Here is a 17534-nt window from a genome sequence, read left to right as displayed (position 1 = left end):
TCCTTCCGCACCGAAGGTCACTTCCCCACCGAGTTCGTGTGGTGGGCGTCACGCAGACTGTACATACTGGCAACACACTTGTGAACACTTCTCGAGGTCAAATATCGGAAACGTTCGCTATGACAGAACACAGTGCACACGGCGAGCGTGCCGGATCCGCGGAGGCGCGGCGGCGAGAGGCCTACCGTCGGGTGGGGCCGGAGCCTCCTAGGAGGGGACCGCCCCGTGCGCCCGCAGGATCGAGTGCGGGTCCTGAGCCGGCAGCCCGTCCGCGGGCGCCTTGGGCAGGTCGCGGATGAACCAGACGGCGCGGACTTCCTCGGCGGTCTCGTTCCAGAAGCGGTGCGGGACCACGGAGTCGAAGGCGATCGAGTCACCGGCGCGCAGGGTGGTCACGTCGAAGCCGACCTGCACCGTCAACGTCCCGGCCACCACGAGCCCGTACTCGCGGCTGGCGTGCTGGATGAAGTCCTTGGGACGGGCCGAGGCCGGGCCGGCCGGCGGGTAGACCACCTCGATGAACTCCGCGTCCCGTTCCGGTCGGGCGGTCAGCCGCTCCCACCGGGTGCCGCCGGCCAGCGGGATGGCCGGACGGTCGGCCACCCGGAGCACGATGCCGCTGTCGACCAGCGAGTCCTCGCCCTCGGCCCGGGCCGGGCCGGACGGCGGGTCGATCGCGTCCCTGCGCTCCCGGGGCCGGCTGGCCACCGCCGGGGTGTCGTCGAACAGCGTGTCCATGGACAGGCCCAGTTCGCTGGCCACGTTGTACAGCGTGCGCACGCTGAACGAGGCCAGCCCCCGTTCGACCTGGGAGACGTGACTGGGCGAGACCTCGACCCGGCGGGCCAGTTCCCGCACGCTGATGCGGGCCGCCTCGCGGGCCGCGCGAATGCGTTCGCCCACCCCGCCACGCGCCGTCCCGGCCGGTTCGGGGGCCGCAGACTCCGCACCGGTCACGTCGGCAACCCCCCTTGTGCGCCACGACAGAACACCCGTGTTCGAAAAGAGCGTAGCGTGCACGACGCCGGTGTGAACAGAGATCGACGAGCGCCCGACGTCAGCGGGCGGTGGCGTCCTCGACCGCGCCGACCACGTCCCGCAGCCGATCCAACGGGACCGCCCCCACTCGCAACACCCGCGGGATCTCCCCGGTCACGTCGACGACGGTGGAGGCCACGCCGATCGGCGACGGCCCGCCGTCCAGATAGACCGACACCTGCTCGCCCAGCTGAGCCTGCGCATCGGCGGCGGTGGTGGCCGGTGGGTTGCCGCTGCGGTTGGCGCTGGACACGGCCATCGGCCCGACCAGCCGCAACAGGTCGATCGCCACCGGATGCAGCGGCATCCGCAGCATCACCGTGCCCTTGGCATCGCCCAGGTCCCACTGCAGTGAGGGCGCATGCTCCACCACCAGGGACAACCCACCCGGCCAGAACGCCTCGACCAGGGTGCGGGCCACCGGCGGCACGGCCATCACCAGGCCGTCGATGGTCGTCCAGGAGCCGACGAGCACCGGCACGGGCATGTCGGGACCGCGGCCCTTGGCGGCCAGCAGGGCCCGGACGGCGGCCGCGTTGAAGGCATCGGCGCCGATGCCGTAGACGGTGTCGGTGGGCAGCACGACGAGGTGGCCGGACGTCGCCGCGTGCGCGGCGGCCTCCAGGCCGGCCCGCCGTTCGATCGGGTCGGAGCAGTCGAAGGTGGTCACGGTGTGCCAGTCTTCCCGGCGCCCGTCGTCATCCGCACCCGGGTGGCGGTGACGAACCGCGGGCGGCCGGCCAGGTCGGAGTGGTCCTCGACGTCGGTGAGCACCCGCCGCGACCGGAGCAACGCGGGCACCGTCTCGCCGTGGCTGTCGTCGTGCTCGATGGCCAGCACTCCCCCGAGCTTGAGCAGGCTCGCGGCCACCGAGAGCAGCGGCCGGATGACCGCCAGCCCGTCCGGTCCGGCGAACACCGCCTCGGGCGGATCGTGGTCAGCCACCTCGGGTTCGACCGCGGTGCCCTCGGGCACGTAGGGCGGGTTGGCGGTGACCAGGTCGGCCAGACCCTCCAGGTCGACCAGCAACCGCTCGTCGAAGATGTCCCCTCCGCGCAGCTCGACTTTGGTCCGGCCGGCCCCGGCGTTGGTCACGTTGCGCCGGGCCCAGGCCAGGGCGGCGGAGGAGCGTTCCACTCCGATCACCCGGGCGTCGGGCCGTTCGGCGGCGATGGCCAGGGCCAGCACTCCGCTGCCGGTGCACAGGTCGACCACGACCGGCCGTTCCACGGCGGCGATCGCATGCAGGGCCCAGACCAGCAGCGACTCGGTCTCCGGGCGGGGGACGAACACCCCGGGTCCGACCGCAACGGTGGCCCGGCCCAGCTGGACCGACCCGGTCAGGTGCTGCAGCGGGATCCGCTGCGCACGGCGCTCCACCAGGGCCTGGTAGTCGGTCAGGAAGGACTGCTCGACCAGCGGGGTCAGGCCCAGCCGGGTTCGCGGCACGCCCATCAGATGCGCGGCCAGTTCCTGCGCGTCGACGTCCGCGCTGGCCACCCCCGCCGCCTCCAGGGTGCGGGTGGCGTCCAGGATGGCCGCGCGCAGCGAATGCCGGCTCATGCGGACCCGGCGCCGGCCAGTCGCTCGGCCCGGTCGGCCGCCGAGAGCGCGTCCAGGACCGCGTCCAGATCGCCGTCGAGCACCGCGTCCAGGTTGTAGGCCTTGTAGCCCACCCGGTGGTCGGCGATCCGGTTCTCGGGGTAGTTGTACGTGCGGACCCGCTCGGACCGGTCGACGGTGCGCACCTGCGAACGGCGGGCGTCGGCCGCGGCGGCGTCCGCGGTGGCCCGGGCGGCCGCGAGCATCCGCGCGCGCAGGATCCGCATGGCCTGTTCCTTGTTCTGCAGCTGCGACTTCTCGTTCTGGCAGGACACGACGATGCCGGTCGGCAGGTGGGTGATGCGCACCGCGGAGTCGGTGGTGTTGACCGACTGGCCGCCCGGTCCGGACGAGCGGAACACGTCGATCCGCAGGTCGGCGTCGGCGATCTCGACGTCGTTGACGTCCTCCACCTCGGGCGCGACGAACACGCCGGCGGCCGAGGTGTGCACGCGACCCTGCGATTCGGTGACCGGGACTCGCTGCACGCGGTGCACGCCACCTTCGAACTTGAGCCGGGCCCAGACCCCGTCCGGGGTCGCGGCCGGCGACTTCACCGCCACGGTGACGTCCTTGTAGCCGCCCAGGTCGGACTCGGTAGCCGAGAGCACCTCGGTCTTCCAGCCGCGCCGCTCGGCGTAGCGCAGGTACATCCGCAGCAGGTCGCCGGCGAACAGGGCCGACTCCTCGCCGCCCTCCCCCGCCTTGACCTCGACCAGCACGTCCTTGCCGTCGTCCGGATCGCGGGGCGCGAGCAGCTCGGACAGCCGCTGCTCGAGTTCGTCGACCCGGCCGGCCAGCGTCCGGGCCTCCTCGGCGAACCCGGCGTCCTCGGCGCCGAGTTCCTGGGCCGCCTGCAGGTCGCCGCGGGTGGCGGCCAGGTCGCGGGCGGTCGTCACGATGGGGGTCAGCTCGGCGTAGCGGCGGCCCAGCTTGCGGCTGACCGCCTGATCCGCGTGCACCGCCGGGTCCGACAGCTTGACCTGCAGATCCTCGTATTCGGCGACGAGGGCATCCACTGCCGGTGCGCTCTGCGTACTCATCTGCCCGCTCCTCCTGTCTGCCGATCCGCCTGCCTGGATCCCGCCGTCCTCGCGACTCGCCGCCCTGCTTCGCTGACCGGAAAATAGGTACGCATGAGGCTGGTGGTGCTGCTGGTGCACATTTTCACGCCTCTGTGGCGTCACCGGAAGGGACAGGGTGACTGATCAAAGCCGCATCGCCGCGGGCGATCCGTCCGGTTGCGCCCGGCTTTGATCAGCGCAACGGGGGGAGGCCCCGGAACGCGCAACGGCGCCCGCCGGCTCTCCGGAGAGAGCGCTGGCGGGCGCCGTGAACGTGCTAACGGCTGCGCTTGCCGTACCGCGCCTCGAAGCGCGCGACCCGGCCGCCGGTGTCCAGGATCTTCTGCTTGCCGGTGTAGAACGGGTGGCAGTTGGAGCAGACCTCGACGTGGATCTGACCGCTGGTCTCGGTGCTGCGGGTGGTGAAGGTGTTACCGCAACCGCAGTGGACCTCGGTGGTCACGTAGGTCGGGTGGATGCCAGTCTTCATCGTGCGTTCCTCTTCCTGGGAGAGCCTTGCAGGGGGCCGCCGGGTCGCCCGCGTCGTTGCGCGCGGGCGTGAACCGGAGCCGGGCTCGACCGACCAGTGTGCCAGATCGGACGGTCGTTATGCCAAACGCCGCGACCGCGCGGCCTATTCCGGGGCGGCTGCGGGAGCCAGCCGGATGCCCAGGACGCCGACCGGGGACAGGCCCAGGCGGGGGCCGAGGGTGGCCAGCAGGCCCGAGAGCCGGTACTTGCGGGTCAGGGCGGCCAGCACCCGGGGCACCGACGATTCCGGCAGCACCCGCCCGACGGCCGGCACCGAGCGGCCCAGCGGTTCGCCGCGCATGGTGCACGGCGCCACCTCGCAGCGCCCGTCCCGGCGCAGCCGTTTGACCTTGCCGGCGCTCGGGTTGGTCCACACCCACAGCTGATCGCCGGCGGTGCCCGGCCAGGCGGTGTCGGCCGGCATCACCCACACCGGGGTCGGCACGGGGGTGCCGTCCCGGCGAAAGGTGGTCAGCAGCATGTACGAGGCCCGGCCGAGCAGCTCGGCCGGACCCGGCGCGTGATCAGTCACTGCCGCCCGGCGTGTTCTTGGCCACCTGCATCAGGAACTCGATGTTGCTGCGGGTCTTGCGCAACCGGTCCAGGACCAGCTCGATCGACTGCTGGGTGTCCAGCGCGGCGAGCACCCGGCGCAGCTTGACCACGACGGCCAGCTCGTCGGGCGACATGAGCAGGTCTTCCTTACGGGTCGAGGACTGATCGACGTCGATCGCCGGGAAGATCCGCTTGTCGGCCAGCCGCCGGTCCAGCTTGAGCTCGGCGTTGCCGGTGCCCTTGAACTCCTCGAAGATCACCGTGTCGCCGGCCGATCCGGTCTCCACCAGAGCGGAGGCGAAAATGGTCAGCGAGCCGCCGTTCTCGATGTTGCGGGCCGCGCCCAGGAACCGCTTGGGCGGGAACAGCGCCGTCGAGTCGACCCCACCGGACAGGATCCGGCCGGACGCGGGGGCGGCCAGGTTGTAGGCCCGACCCAGCCGGGTGATCGAGTCCAGCAGCACGACCACGTCGCGGCCCATCTCGACCAGGCGCTTGGCCCGCTCGATGGACAGCTCGGCGACCATGGTGTGGTCGGCCGGCGGCCGGTCGAAGGTGGAGGCGATGACCTCACCCTTGACCGATCGCTGCATGTCGGTGACCTCTTCCGGACGCTCGTCGACCAGGACGACCATCAGGTGGCACTCGGGGTTGTTCTTGGCAATCGCGTTGGCGATGGCCTGCATCACCATCGTCTTGCCGGCCTTGGGCGGCGAGACGATCAGCGCGCGCTGACCCTTGCCGACCGGCATGACCAGGTCGATGACCCGGGTGGTGAGCAGGTGCGATTCGGTCTCCAGCCGCAGCCGCTCGTTCGGGTAGAGCGGGGTCAGCTTGGTGAACTCGGGCCGGTTGCGGGCCTGCTCGGGATCCAGGCCGTTGACCGAGTCGAGCCGCACCAGGGCGTTGAACTTCTGCCGCTGCTGCTCCCCCTCGCGCTGCGCCCGGACCGCGCCGGTGACCGCGTCGCCGCGGCGCAGGCCGTTCTTGCGGACCTGGGACAGCGAGACGTACACATCGTTCGGGCCGGTCAGGTACCCGGAGGTGCGGATGAAGGCGTACGAGTCGAGCACGTCCAGGATGCCGGCGACCGGCACCAGCACGTCGTCGTCGCGCAGTTCCGGCTCGCTGGGGCCCTCGGCGTAGCGCTCGCGGCTGCTGCCCCGCCGGTTGCGGTCGCGGTAGCGGCGACCCCGGCGGCCGCGGCCGTCGTCCTCATCGTCGTCGCGCCGGTTGTCCGACCGGTTGTCGGAACGGCTGTCGGAACGGCTGTCGGAACGATTGTCCGGACGGCTGTCCGACCGGTTGTCGGAACGATTGTCCGGACGGCTGTCCGAGCGATTGTCCGAGCGGTTGCCGGCCTGGCCGCGGTTGGCGTCCCGGTTCTGGTCCCGGTCCCGGCCCTGGTCACGGTTCTGGTCCCGCTGCTGGTCACGGCCCTGCTGGGCCCGGTCACCGCTGGCGGTGGCGACGCCGTTGGCCGAGCCGCCGTCGGCCGCGGCCTCGGGGCGGTTCTCGGTGCGAACCTCGGACCGGTTGTCGGTCCGGCCCTCGTTGCGGTTGTCCCGGCCGTCACGGCGTCCGCGCCGGTTGCGGCGGTTGCGCTGGCCGTCCTCGCCACCGTCGGCCCCGTCGGCGCCCTCGGCGGGACCGTTGTCGGTCCCCCGGTCGGCACTGCGATCCGGCTCGCCCGGCCCGGCGGTGTCGGCGCCGTGGTCGGCCGTCCGGCCGCCCTCGGGCTCGGCCGGCGAGCGGTCCTGGGTGGGCGCGCTGCGTTCGGGCGCCGCCTGGGCCGGCGGGGCGATCTCGCCCAGCGGCAGTTCGGGCTCGCGGGCATGACCGTTGGTGGCCGGAGCCGACCCGTTGGTCGGGCCGGCGGGTTCGTGGGCGGCCGGCGCGCCGGCGTGACCACCGCTCTGCTTGGCGGTGATCGCGGCGACCAGATCGCCCTTGCGCATGCCCGACGTGCCGCGAATGCCCAGCTGGGAGGCCATCGCCTTGAGGTCGGTCAGCACCATGCCCGACAGTCCCTCGCCCTTGCGGGACCGTCCCCGGCCCGCGCGTGGCGCCTCGGAGGAGGCGTCCTGGGTGGGAACTTCGAGCGACTCCGTGGTTTCCGTCACGAAGATCCTTCCTGTCCGGCCGAATATGCTCGACCGGGATTGAGCGCCGCCGTCCGGCGGCTGCCACGACGCACCCGTCACGGGATGCGCCACATTCCTCGATCACCCGGTCTGAGGTCGCCATGCAGCGAACCGGACCTGTGGTGCTTCCGCGGCCGTCAGTGTGGTCGAGGCCAGCGAAATCGCTCAGGATGGGAGCGGCGGGAATAACCCACCGTCGACGTCCGGCTCGCAGTCGGTGTCGTTCGGTTGAACGCCCTCGTTGCGGCGGGTACAGCCGGTGATCGCCTTCAACAGTAACCGCTTTGCCGGCGCAACGGCAACTAAGGGTGAGCGTGTCGCGAGGGCACTACGGCAGCAGGTGGGCGCCGGTGGTGCAGACCGGCACGAAGTCGACGTCGAAACCCGCTCGCCGCCAACGAGAGACGTCGAACTCGCCGGTGACCAGGGCGATCACGGACGGCCCGGCCCCGGAGACCACCGCGGCGTACCCGGCCTCGCGCAGCTCGGCCATCAGCTGCGCCGTCGCCGGCATCGACGCGGCGCGATAGTGCTGGTGCAATCGGTCCCGGGTACCGGCGTACAGGAAGGCCGGATCGCAGGTCAGAGCGTGCACGAGCACCGCGGCGGCGGCGGCGTTGGCGCTGGCGTCGGCGTGCGGCACGGTTGCCGGCAGCAGCCCGCGGGTGTGGTGCGTGGAGCTGGCCTCCTCGGCCGCGAAGACGACCACCCGGATGTCGGGGTGCACCTCCCGGCGGATCGCGACCGGCTGCCCGGTGTCGTCGGTGAAGGCCAGGGTGAAACCGCCGAACAGCGCGGGGGCAACGTTGTCGGGATGGCCCTCCATCGCCGTGCCCAGGGCCAGCACCGTCTCGTCGGTCAACCGCGGGGCGCCGGCCGCGGCGGCCAGCTCCCGGCCCAGCAGCAGCCCGGCGACGATGGCCGAGGCCGAGGAGCCCAGTCCCCCGCCGTGCGGGATCCGATTCAGGCAGGTCAGCCGGACCCCGGGCAGCTCGATCCCGGCGGCGTGGCAGGCCTCGGTCATCGCCCGGACGACCAGGTGCCGCCCGTCCAGCGGGACCTGCCCGGCGCCGTGGCCGGACACCCAGACCTCGAGCGGACCGTCCGTACGGCACACGGTGACCTCGTCGTAGCGGGCCAGCGCCAGCCCGAAACTGTCGAACCCCGGTCCGAGGTTGGCCGAGGTGGCCGGGACCTGCAGGGCGAACGACGGCCCGTCGCCGTGGGTCATCCGGTGAGCCCCAGGGCGTCGGTGACCGCCTCGGCCGCGACCGGCAGGACGACCGGTTCGGTCATGAACGACATCGCGGTGTCCGGGTCCTTGAGCCCGTTGCCGGTGACGGTGCAGACCACCAGCGACCCGGCCGGCAACCGGCCGTCGGCGACGGTGGCGGTCAGCCCGGCCACCGACGCGGCCGACGCGGGCTCGACGAAGACGCCCTCGGTCGAGGCGAGCAGCCGGTAGGCGTCCAGGATCTGGTCGTCGGTGACCATGTCGATCAGACCGCCGGACTCGTCCCGGGCGCCGATCGCCCCGCTCCAAGACGCCGGGGCGCCGATCCGGATCGCGGTCGCGATGGTGTCCGGGTCGCGCACCGGATGGCCCAGCACCAGCGGCGCGGCGCCGGCGGCCTGGAAGCCGAACATCCGGGGCAGAGCGTCGATGACGCCGTCCGCGTGGTACTCGCGGTACCCCTTCCAGTACGCGGTGATGTTGCCCGCGTTGCCGACCGGCAGGAAGTGCACGTCCGGGGCCCGGCCCAGCACGTCGCAGATCTCGAACGCGGCGGTCTTCTGCCCTTCGATCCGCACCGGGTTGACCGAGTTCACCAGCTCGATCTCGTCGGTGGTGGCCGCGGTCTTGCGGGCCAGCTCCAGGCAGTCGTCGAAGTTGCCCTCGACCTGCAGGATCCGGGCCCCGTAGGCCACGGCCTGGGCCAGCTTGCCGCTGGCGATCTTGCCCTGCGGGATCAGCACCGCGCTGGTCAGTCCGGCCCGGGCCGCATAGGCGGCCGCCGAGGCCGAGGTGTTGCCGGTGGAGGCGCAGATCACCGCGCGGGCACCGCGGGCCAGCGCGTGGGTGACCGCGACCGTCATCCCCCGGTCCTTGAACGAGCCGGTCGGGTTGGCCCCCTCGACCTTGAGGTAGACCTGCACGCCCAGCCGGTCGGACAGGGTGTGCGCCGGCAGCAGCGGCGTGCCGCCCTCCAGCAACGTGACCACCCGGGCCCCGGGCGGCACGGCGACCCGGTCGGCGTAGGCGGCGATCAGCCCCGGCCACCCGGCCCCGGCCCCGCCGGCGATCCCGGTCACGCTCGCGTCCGACACGGGTGCATCCATCGGGCTCCTCATCGCATGTCTCCGGTCACCCGCATCACCGAGGTGACCGCGCGGACCGAATCCAGGTCGGCCAGCCGCCGCACCGTGGAGGCCAGGGCGGCGTCCGGTGCGCTGTGGGTCACCACGACCAGCCGGGCGTCGTCCCCTCGGCCCTCCTGCCGGACCGTCGAGATCGACACCCCGGCATCGGCGAATGCGGTCGCCACCGCGGCCAGCACGCCGGCCTTGTCGTCCACGTCCAGGCTGATGTGGTACTTGGCCAGCACGTCGCCCATCGGCAGGATCGGCAGGGCCGCGTAGGAGGATTCGCGCGGCCCGCGCCCGCCGGCGACCCGGTTGCGGGCCACCGCGACCAGGTCGCCCAGCACGGCCGACGCGGTCGGCGCCCCGCCGGCGCCGGGCCCGTAGAACATCAACCGGCCGGCCGCCTCGGCCTCCACGTAGACGGCATTGTAGGCGCCGTCGACGGTGGCCAGTGGGTGGCTGGTCGGCATCATGACCGGGTGCACGCGGGCCGAGACGGCGTCCCCGCCGGGGCTGCCGTCGGGCCCGGGGACCCGCTCGCAGATGGCCAGAAGCTTCACCGTGCAGCCGATCTCACGCGCGGCGGCGATGTCGGCGGCGGACACCGCGGCGATGCCCTCGCGGTAGACGTCGGAGGCGCCGACCCGGGTGTGAAAGCCGATGGAGGCCAGGATGGCGGCCTTGGCCGCGGCGTCGAACCCGTCCACGTCGGCGGTCGGGTCGGCCTCGGCGTAACCCAGCCGGGTCGCCTCGGCCAGCGCCTCCTGGTAGCCCATCCCGCTTTCCACCATGGCCGAGAGGATGAAGTTGGTGGTGCCGTTGACGATGCCCATGATCCGCTGGATCCGGTCACCGGCCAGCGACTCGCGCAGCGGCCGGATCAGCGGGATGGCGCCGGCCACGGCGGCCTCGTAGTACAGGTCCGCACCGGCCGCGTCCGCCGCCTGGTACAGCTGCGGCCCGTGCTCGGCCAGCAGGGCCTTGTTCGCGGTGACCACGCCGGCGCCGCGGTTCAGCGCGGTCAGCAGCAGGTCCTTGGTGGGCTCGATGCCGCCGATCACCTCGACCACGACGTCGATCTCCGGGTCGGCGACCACCGCGGCGGCGTCGGTGGTCAGCAGCGCGGCGGGGATGTCGGCGTGCCGCTCGGGGCGGCGCACGGCCACCGCGGCCAGCTCCAGCGTCGCGCCGACCCGCGCGGTCAGCTCGTCGGCCTGCTCGATCAGCAGGCGGACCACCTGGGACCCGACCACGCCGGCACCCAGCACGCCGACCCGCACGGCCCGGGTCGAACCCGCGCTCATCGCGAGCCTCCCGGCCGGGTGACGTCACGGAACACCCGGAACGCGTACATCAACAGCGCGATGACCACGACGATCGCCGCGACCGCGATGGTGATGGTCAGCCACTGCGGCAGGTCCGGCTTGATCAGCGTGATCACGATCAGCACGCCGGCCAGGATCAGCAGCACCACGCCGGGCACCAGCGACGGCGGCTTGGCGGGCGCGTCGGCGCCGTCCCGATCGGGGCGGTCGTCGTTCGGACTGGTCACCGGGTCTCCAAGAGCATCAGGTCGTCGTCGGTCTCGCGGCGCAGCACCACCCGGTCGGTGGCACCGCCGGCAGCTCCGTCGGTTCCGGCCGATCCGCCGGTTCCCTGGCCGGACACCGCCACCACGGCCGGGCGGGGCACCCGGTTGTAGTTGCTGGACATGGCGTAGCAGTACGCGCCGGTCGCCGCCACCGCCAGCAGGTCGCCGATGGCCAGGTCGGCCGGCAGGTAGCACTCGCGGACGACGATGTCGCCGCTCTCGCAGTGCTTGCCGACGACCCGGGACAGCACCGGGGTGGCGTCCGAGGACCGGGACGCCAGGGTGACCGTGTACTCGGCGTCGTACAGGGCGGTCCGGATGTTGTCGCTCATCCCGCCGTCCACCGAGACGTACCGGCGGGTCAGCCCGCCGTCCAGGGTCACGTCCTTGATGGTGCCCACCTCGTAGAGGGTGACCGTGCCCGGGCCGGCGATGGCCCGCCCCGGTTCGACCATGACCGCGGGCACGGTCAGCCCGGCCAGCTGGCACTCGCGGGTGACGATCTCGATCAGCGACTTGGCCATGACGTCCGGCGCCGGCGGATCGTCGTCGGAGGTGTAGGCGATGCCCAGGCCACCACCCAGGTCCAGGGTGGTGATGGTGTCCGCGGCCGCCGGGAATTCCTCCACGATGGTGCGCAGCAGGCCGACCACCCGGTGCGCGGCCACCTCGAAGCCGGACGGGTCGAAGATCTGCGAACCGATGTGCGAGTGCAGCCCGATCAGCCGCAGACCGGACAGGGCCAGCACCCGGCGGGCCGCCTCGGCCGCGTCCCCACCGGTCAGCGAGAACCCGAACTTCTGGTCCTCGTGCGCGGTGGCGATGAACTCGTGGGTGTGGGCCTCGACGCCGACGGTGACCCGGATCATCACCGGCACCGGATCCGACGCGCGGTCCTCGACCAGCCCGGCCAGCCGGGCGATCTCGTGGAACGAATCGACGACGATCGCGCCGATCCGGTGCTGCACGGCCATGGCCAGTTCGGCGTCGGACTTGTTGGAACCGTGCAGCGCGATCCGCTCCGGCGGGAACCCCGCCCGCAGGGCCAGCCGCAGCTCGCCGGAGGTGCACACGTCCAGCGAGAGTCCCTCGTCGGCCAGCCAGCGCACGATCTCGCTGCACAGGAACGCCTTGCCCGCGTAGTGCACGCTGGCCGCGCCGCCGAACGCGTCGGCGAAGTCCTGGCACCGGCTGCGGAAGTCGGCCTCGTCGATGACCATCAGCGGGGTGCCGTGCCGCGCGGTCAGGTCGCGGGCGTCCAGGCCGGCCAGGTTCAGGGCCCCGTCCTGGCTGCGGGTGGCCCCGCGCGGCCAGACCAGCGGGTCGAGCCGGTTGAGGTCGGTGGGGGCTCCGTGTCCGGGGCGGTCGGGGTGCAGTTCCCCCGAACGCGGCCCCGCGGGGTGCGTCCTCACATCCGCTCCGGCGCGTCGACGCCCAGCACGGCCAGACCGTTGGCCAGCACCTGCCGGGTGGCGGCACACAGCCACAGCCGGGCGATCGTCGCCGGCCCGGCCTCCTCGTCACCCATCGGAAGCACCCGGACCGAGTCGTAGAACTTGTGGTAGCCGGAGGCCAGATCCTCCAGGTAGCGGGCGACCCGGTGCGGTTCGCGCAGCTCTGCGGCGGTGGCCAGCACTCCCGGCCAGGCGGCCAGCAGGGCGATCAGCTCGGACTCGCGGGCGGTGTCCAGCAGAGCGGGGTCGTAGGCCCCTCCCGATCGCAGGCCCAGCTCGATGCCCAGGTCGGCCGCATTGCGGGCCAGCGAGGCCAGCCGGGCGTGCGCGTACTGGACGTAGAACACCGGGTTGTCGCTGGTCTGCCGGGTCCACAGGTCCAGGTCCAGGTCCAGCGTGGTGTCCACCGAGTAGCGGATCAGCGCGTACCGGGCGGCGTCCACCCCGAGCGCCTCGATCAGGTCGTCCAGGGTGATGACGGTGCCGGCGCGCTTGCTCATCCGGATCGGCTCGCCGTCGCGGACCAGGTTGACCATCTGGCCGATGAGCACCTCGACCACATCCGGATCGTCGCCGAACGCGGCGGCGGCGGCCTTGAGCCGGGCGATATACCCGTGGTGATCGGCCCCGAGCATGTAGATGCACAGGTCGAAGCCGCGGGCCCGCTTGTCCAGGAAGTAGGCCAGGTCGCCGGCGATGTACGCGGGCTGGCCGTCGGACTTGATGACCACCCGGTCCTTGTCGTCGCCGTAGGCCTTGGAGTTCAGCCACCAGGCGCCGTCATTGAAGGTCAGGTGCCCGGAATCCTTGAGCCGCTGCACCGCCTGGCCCACCGCCCCGCTCTCGTGCAGCGAGTTCTCGTGGAAGTAGACGTCGAAGTCGGTGCGGAAGGTGTGCAGGGTGGCCTTGATCTCGTCGAACATCAGCTCGACGCCCTGCGCGCGGTACAGCTCGGTGGCCTGGTCGTCGGGCAGCTGCGGCGCGCCCGGGTTGGCCGCCGTGATCCGGCCGGCGATCTCGACGATGTAGTCCCCGCCGTAACCGTCCTCGGGCGCCGGCTGCTGCCGGGCGGCGGCCAGTAGCGAGCGCGCGAACCGGTCGATCTGCGCGCCGGCGTCGTTGAAGTAGTACTCGCGGATGACCGTGGCGCCCTGGGTGCTCAGGATCCGGCCCAACGCGTCGCCGACGGCGGCCCAACGGGCGCCGCCGATATGGATCGGCCCGGTCGGGTTGGCCGAGACGAACTCCAGGTTGACCTGGCGGCCGGCCAGCGCGTCCCCGTGGCCGTAGGCGGCGCCGTCGGCCACGATCCGGCCGACCAGCGAGGCGGCGGCCGCGGTCTCCACCGAGATGTTCAAAAAGCCCGGCCCGGCGATGCTCACGCCGGCGATCCCGGGCTCGTCGGCCAGGTGCGCGGCGATGATCTCGGCGATCTGCCGCGGCGGCCGGTGAGCCGCCTTGGCCAGCTTCATCGCCACCGGGGTGGCGTAGTCGCCGTGCTCCCGGGACTTGGGTCGGTCCAACGGAATGTCGGCCGGCACCTCGACCGCGAGGTCGCCGGCGGCGACCGCCGACGTCAGGGCACGCCGAACGGCATCGGCCAACTGCACGGGATCCACCGGGTCATTCTAGGAAGCTCTGGCCACCCGAATTGCCACGGCCCGCGGGGCCGGGCCCGGCCGATCCCGAATGTGCGCCACGGCACGCTCACACAAAAGCCACGGGCCGGCTCGTAAACTGGGCGGTCGGCTCGCGCAAGTGGCCGGCGGGCGAGCCGCGCAGACGACCCCGGGTGTCGGGCCGCTCGATTCGATCGCCCGAATCACGCTCCATTCGACAGACCGATCGACAGCAAGGACAGCACCGCTCATGGTCAGTGGCAAGAGCACGAAGAAGACCCGCAGCCCGGCCCCCGTGGTGAGCCGACGCCAGGGCCTGCCGTGGCTCACGATCGGCGCGGTGCTGGTGGTCGTCGCCCTGGCGGCCGGCATCTTCTACGTCGTCTTCAGCAAGACCCAGGAGAAGAACGCCGTCGCCGACGCGCTCGCCCCGTGGACGCCGTCGGTCGAGAATCCCGATCCGTCGGTGAACATTCCCGGCATCTACATCGGCGCCAACACCCCGGCCACCGCCGACGGGCCGGCCAGCTACGTCGACTACAAGGCCGCGATCCACATCAACGCCGACCAGCGGGTGGCCTACAACCGGTATCCCCCGGTGGGCGGCCCGCACGACGGCACCTGGGCCAACTGCATGGGCATCGTCTACGACAGCGCGGTGCGCAGCGAGAACATGGTGCACACCCTGGAGCACGGCGCCGTCTGGATCACCTACAACCCGGACACCATCTCCGCGGCCGACCTGGCCACCCTCAAGAGCCTGGTGCAGGGCCAGCCGTTCACCACGCTGACCCCCTACCCGGGTCTGGACTCGACGATCTCGCTGCAGGCCTGGGCCCACCAGCTCAAGGTCGACTCGGCCTCCGACGAACGGGTCAAGCAGTTCGTCACCGCGCTGCGGCAGAACCGGTGGGTCTACCCGGAGACCGGCGCGACCTGCCAGCAGCCCTCGTTCGACGTGACCAACCCGCCGGCGTTCGATCCGAACCCGCCGGGGGCCGACGCGGTGCCGATGTCGGGCACCGGCGGCGTGGTCAACTCCACCGAGATGTCGGTGGCCAGCAGTGATCAGTCGGTGGACGCCACCGCGTCCGCCCCCGTGTCCACGGCGGAGGCGCCGGCGGCCACCTCGGCCGTCGAGACACCGAGCGCGGGCTGAGCCCGGCCATGACGAACACGCCGCCCCCACCCGACCGGCCCGCCGAACCGGCGGGTCCCGGAGTCGATCCGCGGGTCGACACCCCGGCCGGCCGGGCGGCCGGGGAGCGGCCGGCCCGGTCCCGGGGCATGGCGATCCTGCTGCTGTCGGCCGGCGCGGTCGTGCTGCTGCTGGTCGGCGCCACCCTGGGCCTGGCCCTGAGCGGCAGCTTCCGGTCGGCCCCGGCCAACCCCGACAGTTCCTCGGTGGACGCGGGTTTCGCCCGGGACATGATCGTGCATCACGATCAGGGCGTGCTCATGGCGCATTACGCCGAGCTGAACACCGAGGACCCTGAGATCGGCGTGATGGCCTACGACATCGGCTACACCCAGACCGACCAGATCGGTCAGATGCAGGGCTGGCTGTCGTTGTGGGACCTGCCCGAGTCCACCGACGCGACCCGGATGAGCTGGATGCAGGGCGCCGACCACAGTGGGCACGACATGGCTGCGGCCAGCTCGAGCGCCGGTGCCATGACGCAGATGTCGATGCCCGCCGGGTCGACCACGGCCGGCGGCGCGGCCACCAACCCGAGCGCGCCGCAGACCTCCGCCGATCAGGTTCCGCTGATGCCCGGCATGGCCACCGACAGCGAGATCGCCCGGCTCAAGGCGTTGCGCGGCACCGAGTCCGACATCTACTTCCTGCAACTGATGATCCGTCATCACCAGGGCGGGGCCGGCATGATGACCTACGCCGCCGAGCACGCCACCAACCCGGTGGTGCGCAACTTCGCGCAGAAGATGGCCGACTCGCAGTCGGCCGAGATCTCGGTGATGACCCAGATGCTGCAGGAGCGGGGCGCCGAGCCGCTCCCCGCCCCGACCAGCTGAGCGAAGGTATTTCCCGGCCCGCACCGCGGTCCTGCGTGGGTCGACCGACCGCCCCATCCGCCTGAGGACCCGCCCACCATGACCAGCACCACGCCCGACCGACCCGCGCCCCGCAACCGACTGATGATCATCGTCGGTGCAGTTTTCCTGGCCGTCGGCCTGATCCTGGGCGTGGTGTTCGTCCTGATCGGGTCCAAGGACTACTCCGCCTACACCGGACGGGCCCAGGCCACCGTGGTGGACGTGCAGGAGCACACCACCCGCAGCAACGGCTCGACCAAGACCAGCCGGGACTTCGACGTCCAGTTCGCCGTCGACGGGCAGATCTACCGGATCGACGACATCGGCGGCATCCGGACCGGCGGCGACCCGGCCGTCGGCGACGTGGTCGCCGTGGCCTTCCCGCCCGCGCGGCCGGCGGACGCGGTGTGGGCCAGCACCGTCGAGGGCGGCGCGTCCCTGCTGCTGTGGGCCGGACTGGGCATGGCGGTGCTGTTCGGCGGTCTGGGCGCGGTCATCCTGGTGCTCGGCCTGCGCCGCCGGGCCGGCGCGGCCGGACCGGTGCCCGCCGGCACCGGCCCGGGGCCCCTCCCCGGCGATCCCGGGGCGGCCGCCGACATCGGCCGGCCCTGGACCTTCGACGAGGTGGTGGGCGACCTGGCCCGCCGGACCGCGGGCACGCCGTACACGGTGGACCGCCAGGGTCCGTCGGTCACCGTCCGGGTCGACCTGGCCGACCAACGCTGGTGGGCGCTGCTGCAGCGGCAGGGGTTGACCAAGTCGTACTCCACCACCCTGACCCCGGTCGCTGCGGCCAAGGCGGCCCGGTCGGATCTGCTCAGTGAGCTCGAGTGGTCGGCCGGCCTGGACGGTCGCCTGCAGCCGCGGCTGACCGGCCGCGGGTCGGCGGTCGGCGGGCGGGTGTGGGCCGTGGGCACCGAGAAGATCTGGGCTCTGGGCCCCGACGGGGTCAGCAAGGTCGTCGACTACACGCTGGACTCGGGCGAGCTGCAATCCCTGATCAAGACGACGCTGGGGCGGGCCGGGTGGAGCACCGCGTTCGACACCCAGTCCCGGATCGGACTGTGGGTGGGCGGCATCGCCGCGGTCGGGGCCCTGGTGGCCGTCGTCGCCGTTCTCGTGCTCTGACGCCGGCCCGAAACCCGCTGGCTGTGCGCCACATCACGCCGGGCCGCGGGCGTCGGATCCCGATCGGCGGCCGCACCGGCAAAGGTGGTCAACCGGCCCCCCGCGATGCGGTAATGTTGCGGGCCGCGCCCCCGTAGCTCAGGGGATAGAGCACCGCCCTCCGGAGGCGGGTGCGCAGGTTCGAATCCTGCCGGGGGCACCATGGCGCGGCTGATCCGATCACCACACCGATCGGATCGGCGCCCGCTCCTCGGCTCCGCGATCGCGGCCACCTCCCCGCCCGACCAGCCGGGTACCGGCGCGACCCAACCACTCCGAAGCCACTTTCGCGTCTGGGAACGACTGCGTCCCGGGCACGAATGCCTCCGGGGTACGACTGCCTCCGGGGT

General features: G+C 72.3%; 16 protein-coding genes and 1 tRNA gene. 4 read left to right on the top strand and 13 right to left on the bottom strand.

Annotation, left to right across the window (positions count from 1 at the left end; translation table 11 throughout):
• Positions 1-207: 207 nt before the first annotated feature.
• The 13 genes from NAMU_RS10470 to argS all read right to left on the bottom strand — a co-directional run bounded on the left by NAMU_RS10470 (position 208) and on the right by argS (position 13962).
• Positions 208-957 (bottom strand): helix-turn-helix domain-containing protein, encoded by a 750-nt coding sequence (locus NAMU_RS10470; RefSeq protein ID WP_015747374.1) that lies wholly within the window; start codon positions 955-957, stop codon positions 208-210.
• Between the two features lie 100 nt (positions 958-1057).
• Positions 1058-1708 (bottom strand): L-threonylcarbamoyladenylate synthase, encoded by a 651-nt coding sequence (locus NAMU_RS10465; protein WP_015747373.1) that lies wholly within the window; start codon positions 1706-1708, stop codon positions 1058-1060.
• Positions 1705-2601 (bottom strand): peptide chain release factor N(5)-glutamine methyltransferase, encoded by an 897-nt coding sequence (prmC, locus tag NAMU_RS10460; RefSeq protein WP_015747372.1) that lies wholly within the window; start codon positions 2599-2601, stop codon positions 1705-1707. Before prmC ends, NAMU_RS10465 begins: the two co-directional genes overlap by 4 nt.
• Positions 2598-3683, bottom strand: a complete 1086-nt coding sequence (gene prfA, locus NAMU_RS10455; protein ID WP_015747371.1) for a peptide chain release factor 1 — start codon at positions 3681-3683, stop codon at positions 2598-2600. Before prfA ends, prmC begins: the two co-directional genes overlap by 4 nt.
• A 298-nt stretch (positions 3684-3981) precedes the next feature.
• Positions 3982-4194, bottom strand: a complete 213-nt coding sequence (rpmE, locus tag NAMU_RS10450; RefSeq protein WP_015747370.1) for a 50S ribosomal protein L31 — start codon at positions 4192-4194, stop codon at positions 3982-3984.
• 144 nt (positions 4195-4338) lie between these two features.
• Positions 4339-4767, bottom strand: coding sequence for a PPOX class F420-dependent oxidoreductase (locus tag NAMU_RS10445; protein WP_015747369.1), 429 nt, complete (start codon positions 4765-4767; stop codon positions 4339-4341).
• Positions 4760-6913 (bottom strand): transcription termination factor Rho, encoded by a 2154-nt coding sequence (rho, locus tag NAMU_RS10440; RefSeq protein ID WP_015747368.1) that lies wholly within the window; start codon positions 6911-6913, stop codon positions 4760-4762. Before rho ends, NAMU_RS10445 begins: the two co-directional genes overlap by 8 nt.
• A gap of 349 nt (positions 6914-7262) precedes the next feature.
• The gene (gene thrB, locus NAMU_RS10435; RefSeq protein ID WP_015747367.1) at positions 7263-8165 is read right to left on the bottom strand and encodes a homoserine kinase; all 903 of its coding nucleotides are present in this window, start codon (positions 8163-8165) and stop codon (positions 7263-7265) included.
• Positions 8162-9274 (bottom strand): threonine synthase, encoded by a 1113-nt coding sequence (gene thrC, locus NAMU_RS10430; RefSeq protein ID WP_015747366.1) that lies wholly within the window; start codon positions 9272-9274, stop codon positions 8162-8164. Before thrC ends, thrB begins: the two co-directional genes overlap by 4 nt.
• An 8-nt stretch (positions 9275-9282) precedes the next feature.
• The gene (locus NAMU_RS10425; protein ID WP_015747365.1) at positions 9283-10602 is read right to left on the bottom strand and encodes a homoserine dehydrogenase; all 1320 of its coding nucleotides are present in this window, start codon (positions 10600-10602) and stop codon (positions 9283-9285) included.
• Positions 10599-10850: a hypothetical protein gene (locus NAMU_RS10420; protein ID WP_015747364.1), complete on the bottom strand. Its 252-nt coding sequence runs from the start codon at positions 10848-10850 to the stop codon at positions 10599-10601. The genes NAMU_RS10425 and NAMU_RS10420 overlap by 4 nt, the downstream gene beginning before the upstream one ends.
• A complete protein-coding gene (gene lysA, locus NAMU_RS10415; protein ID WP_015747363.1) occupies positions 10847-12301 on the bottom strand; it encodes a diaminopimelate decarboxylase in 1455 nt (484 codons plus the stop codon). The genes NAMU_RS10420 and lysA overlap by 4 nt, the downstream gene beginning before the upstream one ends.
• Positions 12298-13962, bottom strand: a complete 1665-nt coding sequence (gene argS / locus NAMU_RS10410; protein WP_041368722.1) for an arginine--tRNA ligase — start codon at positions 13960-13962, stop codon at positions 12298-12300. Before argS ends, lysA begins: the two co-directional genes overlap by 4 nt.
• A 250-nt stretch (positions 13963-14212) precedes the next feature.
• Here argS and NAMU_RS10405 point away from each other — a divergent pair, with 250 nt between their 5' ends.
• The 4 genes from NAMU_RS10405 (at position 14213) to NAMU_RS10390 (ending at position 17347) form a co-directional block, all read left to right on the top strand.
• Positions 14213-15121: a DUF3105 domain-containing protein gene (locus tag NAMU_RS10405; protein ID WP_015747361.1), complete on the top strand. Its 909-nt coding sequence runs from the start codon at positions 14213-14215 to the stop codon at positions 15119-15121.
• Positions 15122-15129: 8 nt separating this feature from the next.
• On the top strand, positions 15130-15996 hold the full coding sequence (locus tag NAMU_RS10400) for a DUF305 domain-containing protein (RefSeq protein WP_041368719.1): 867 nt from the start codon (positions 15130-15132) through the stop codon (positions 15994-15996).
• Between the two features lie 78 nt (positions 15997-16074).
• Positions 16075-17145 (top strand): DUF3592 domain-containing protein, encoded by a 1071-nt coding sequence (locus NAMU_RS10395; protein WP_015747359.1) that lies wholly within the window; start codon positions 16075-16077, stop codon positions 17143-17145.
• Between the two features lie 127 nt (positions 17146-17272).
• Positions 17273-17347: transfer RNA gene (locus tag NAMU_RS10390), tRNA-Arg, on the top strand.
• Positions 17348-17534 lie beyond the last annotated feature (187 nt).

Source organism: Nakamurella multipartita DSM 44233 (assembly GCF_000024365.1).
GTDB classification, from domain to species: Bacteria; Actinomycetota; Actinomycetes; order Mycobacteriales; family Nakamurellaceae; genus Nakamurella; species Nakamurella multipartita.
The sequence above is the reverse complement of the archived record's forward strand: the minus strand, read 5'-3'. Positions and strand labels throughout refer to the sequence as shown.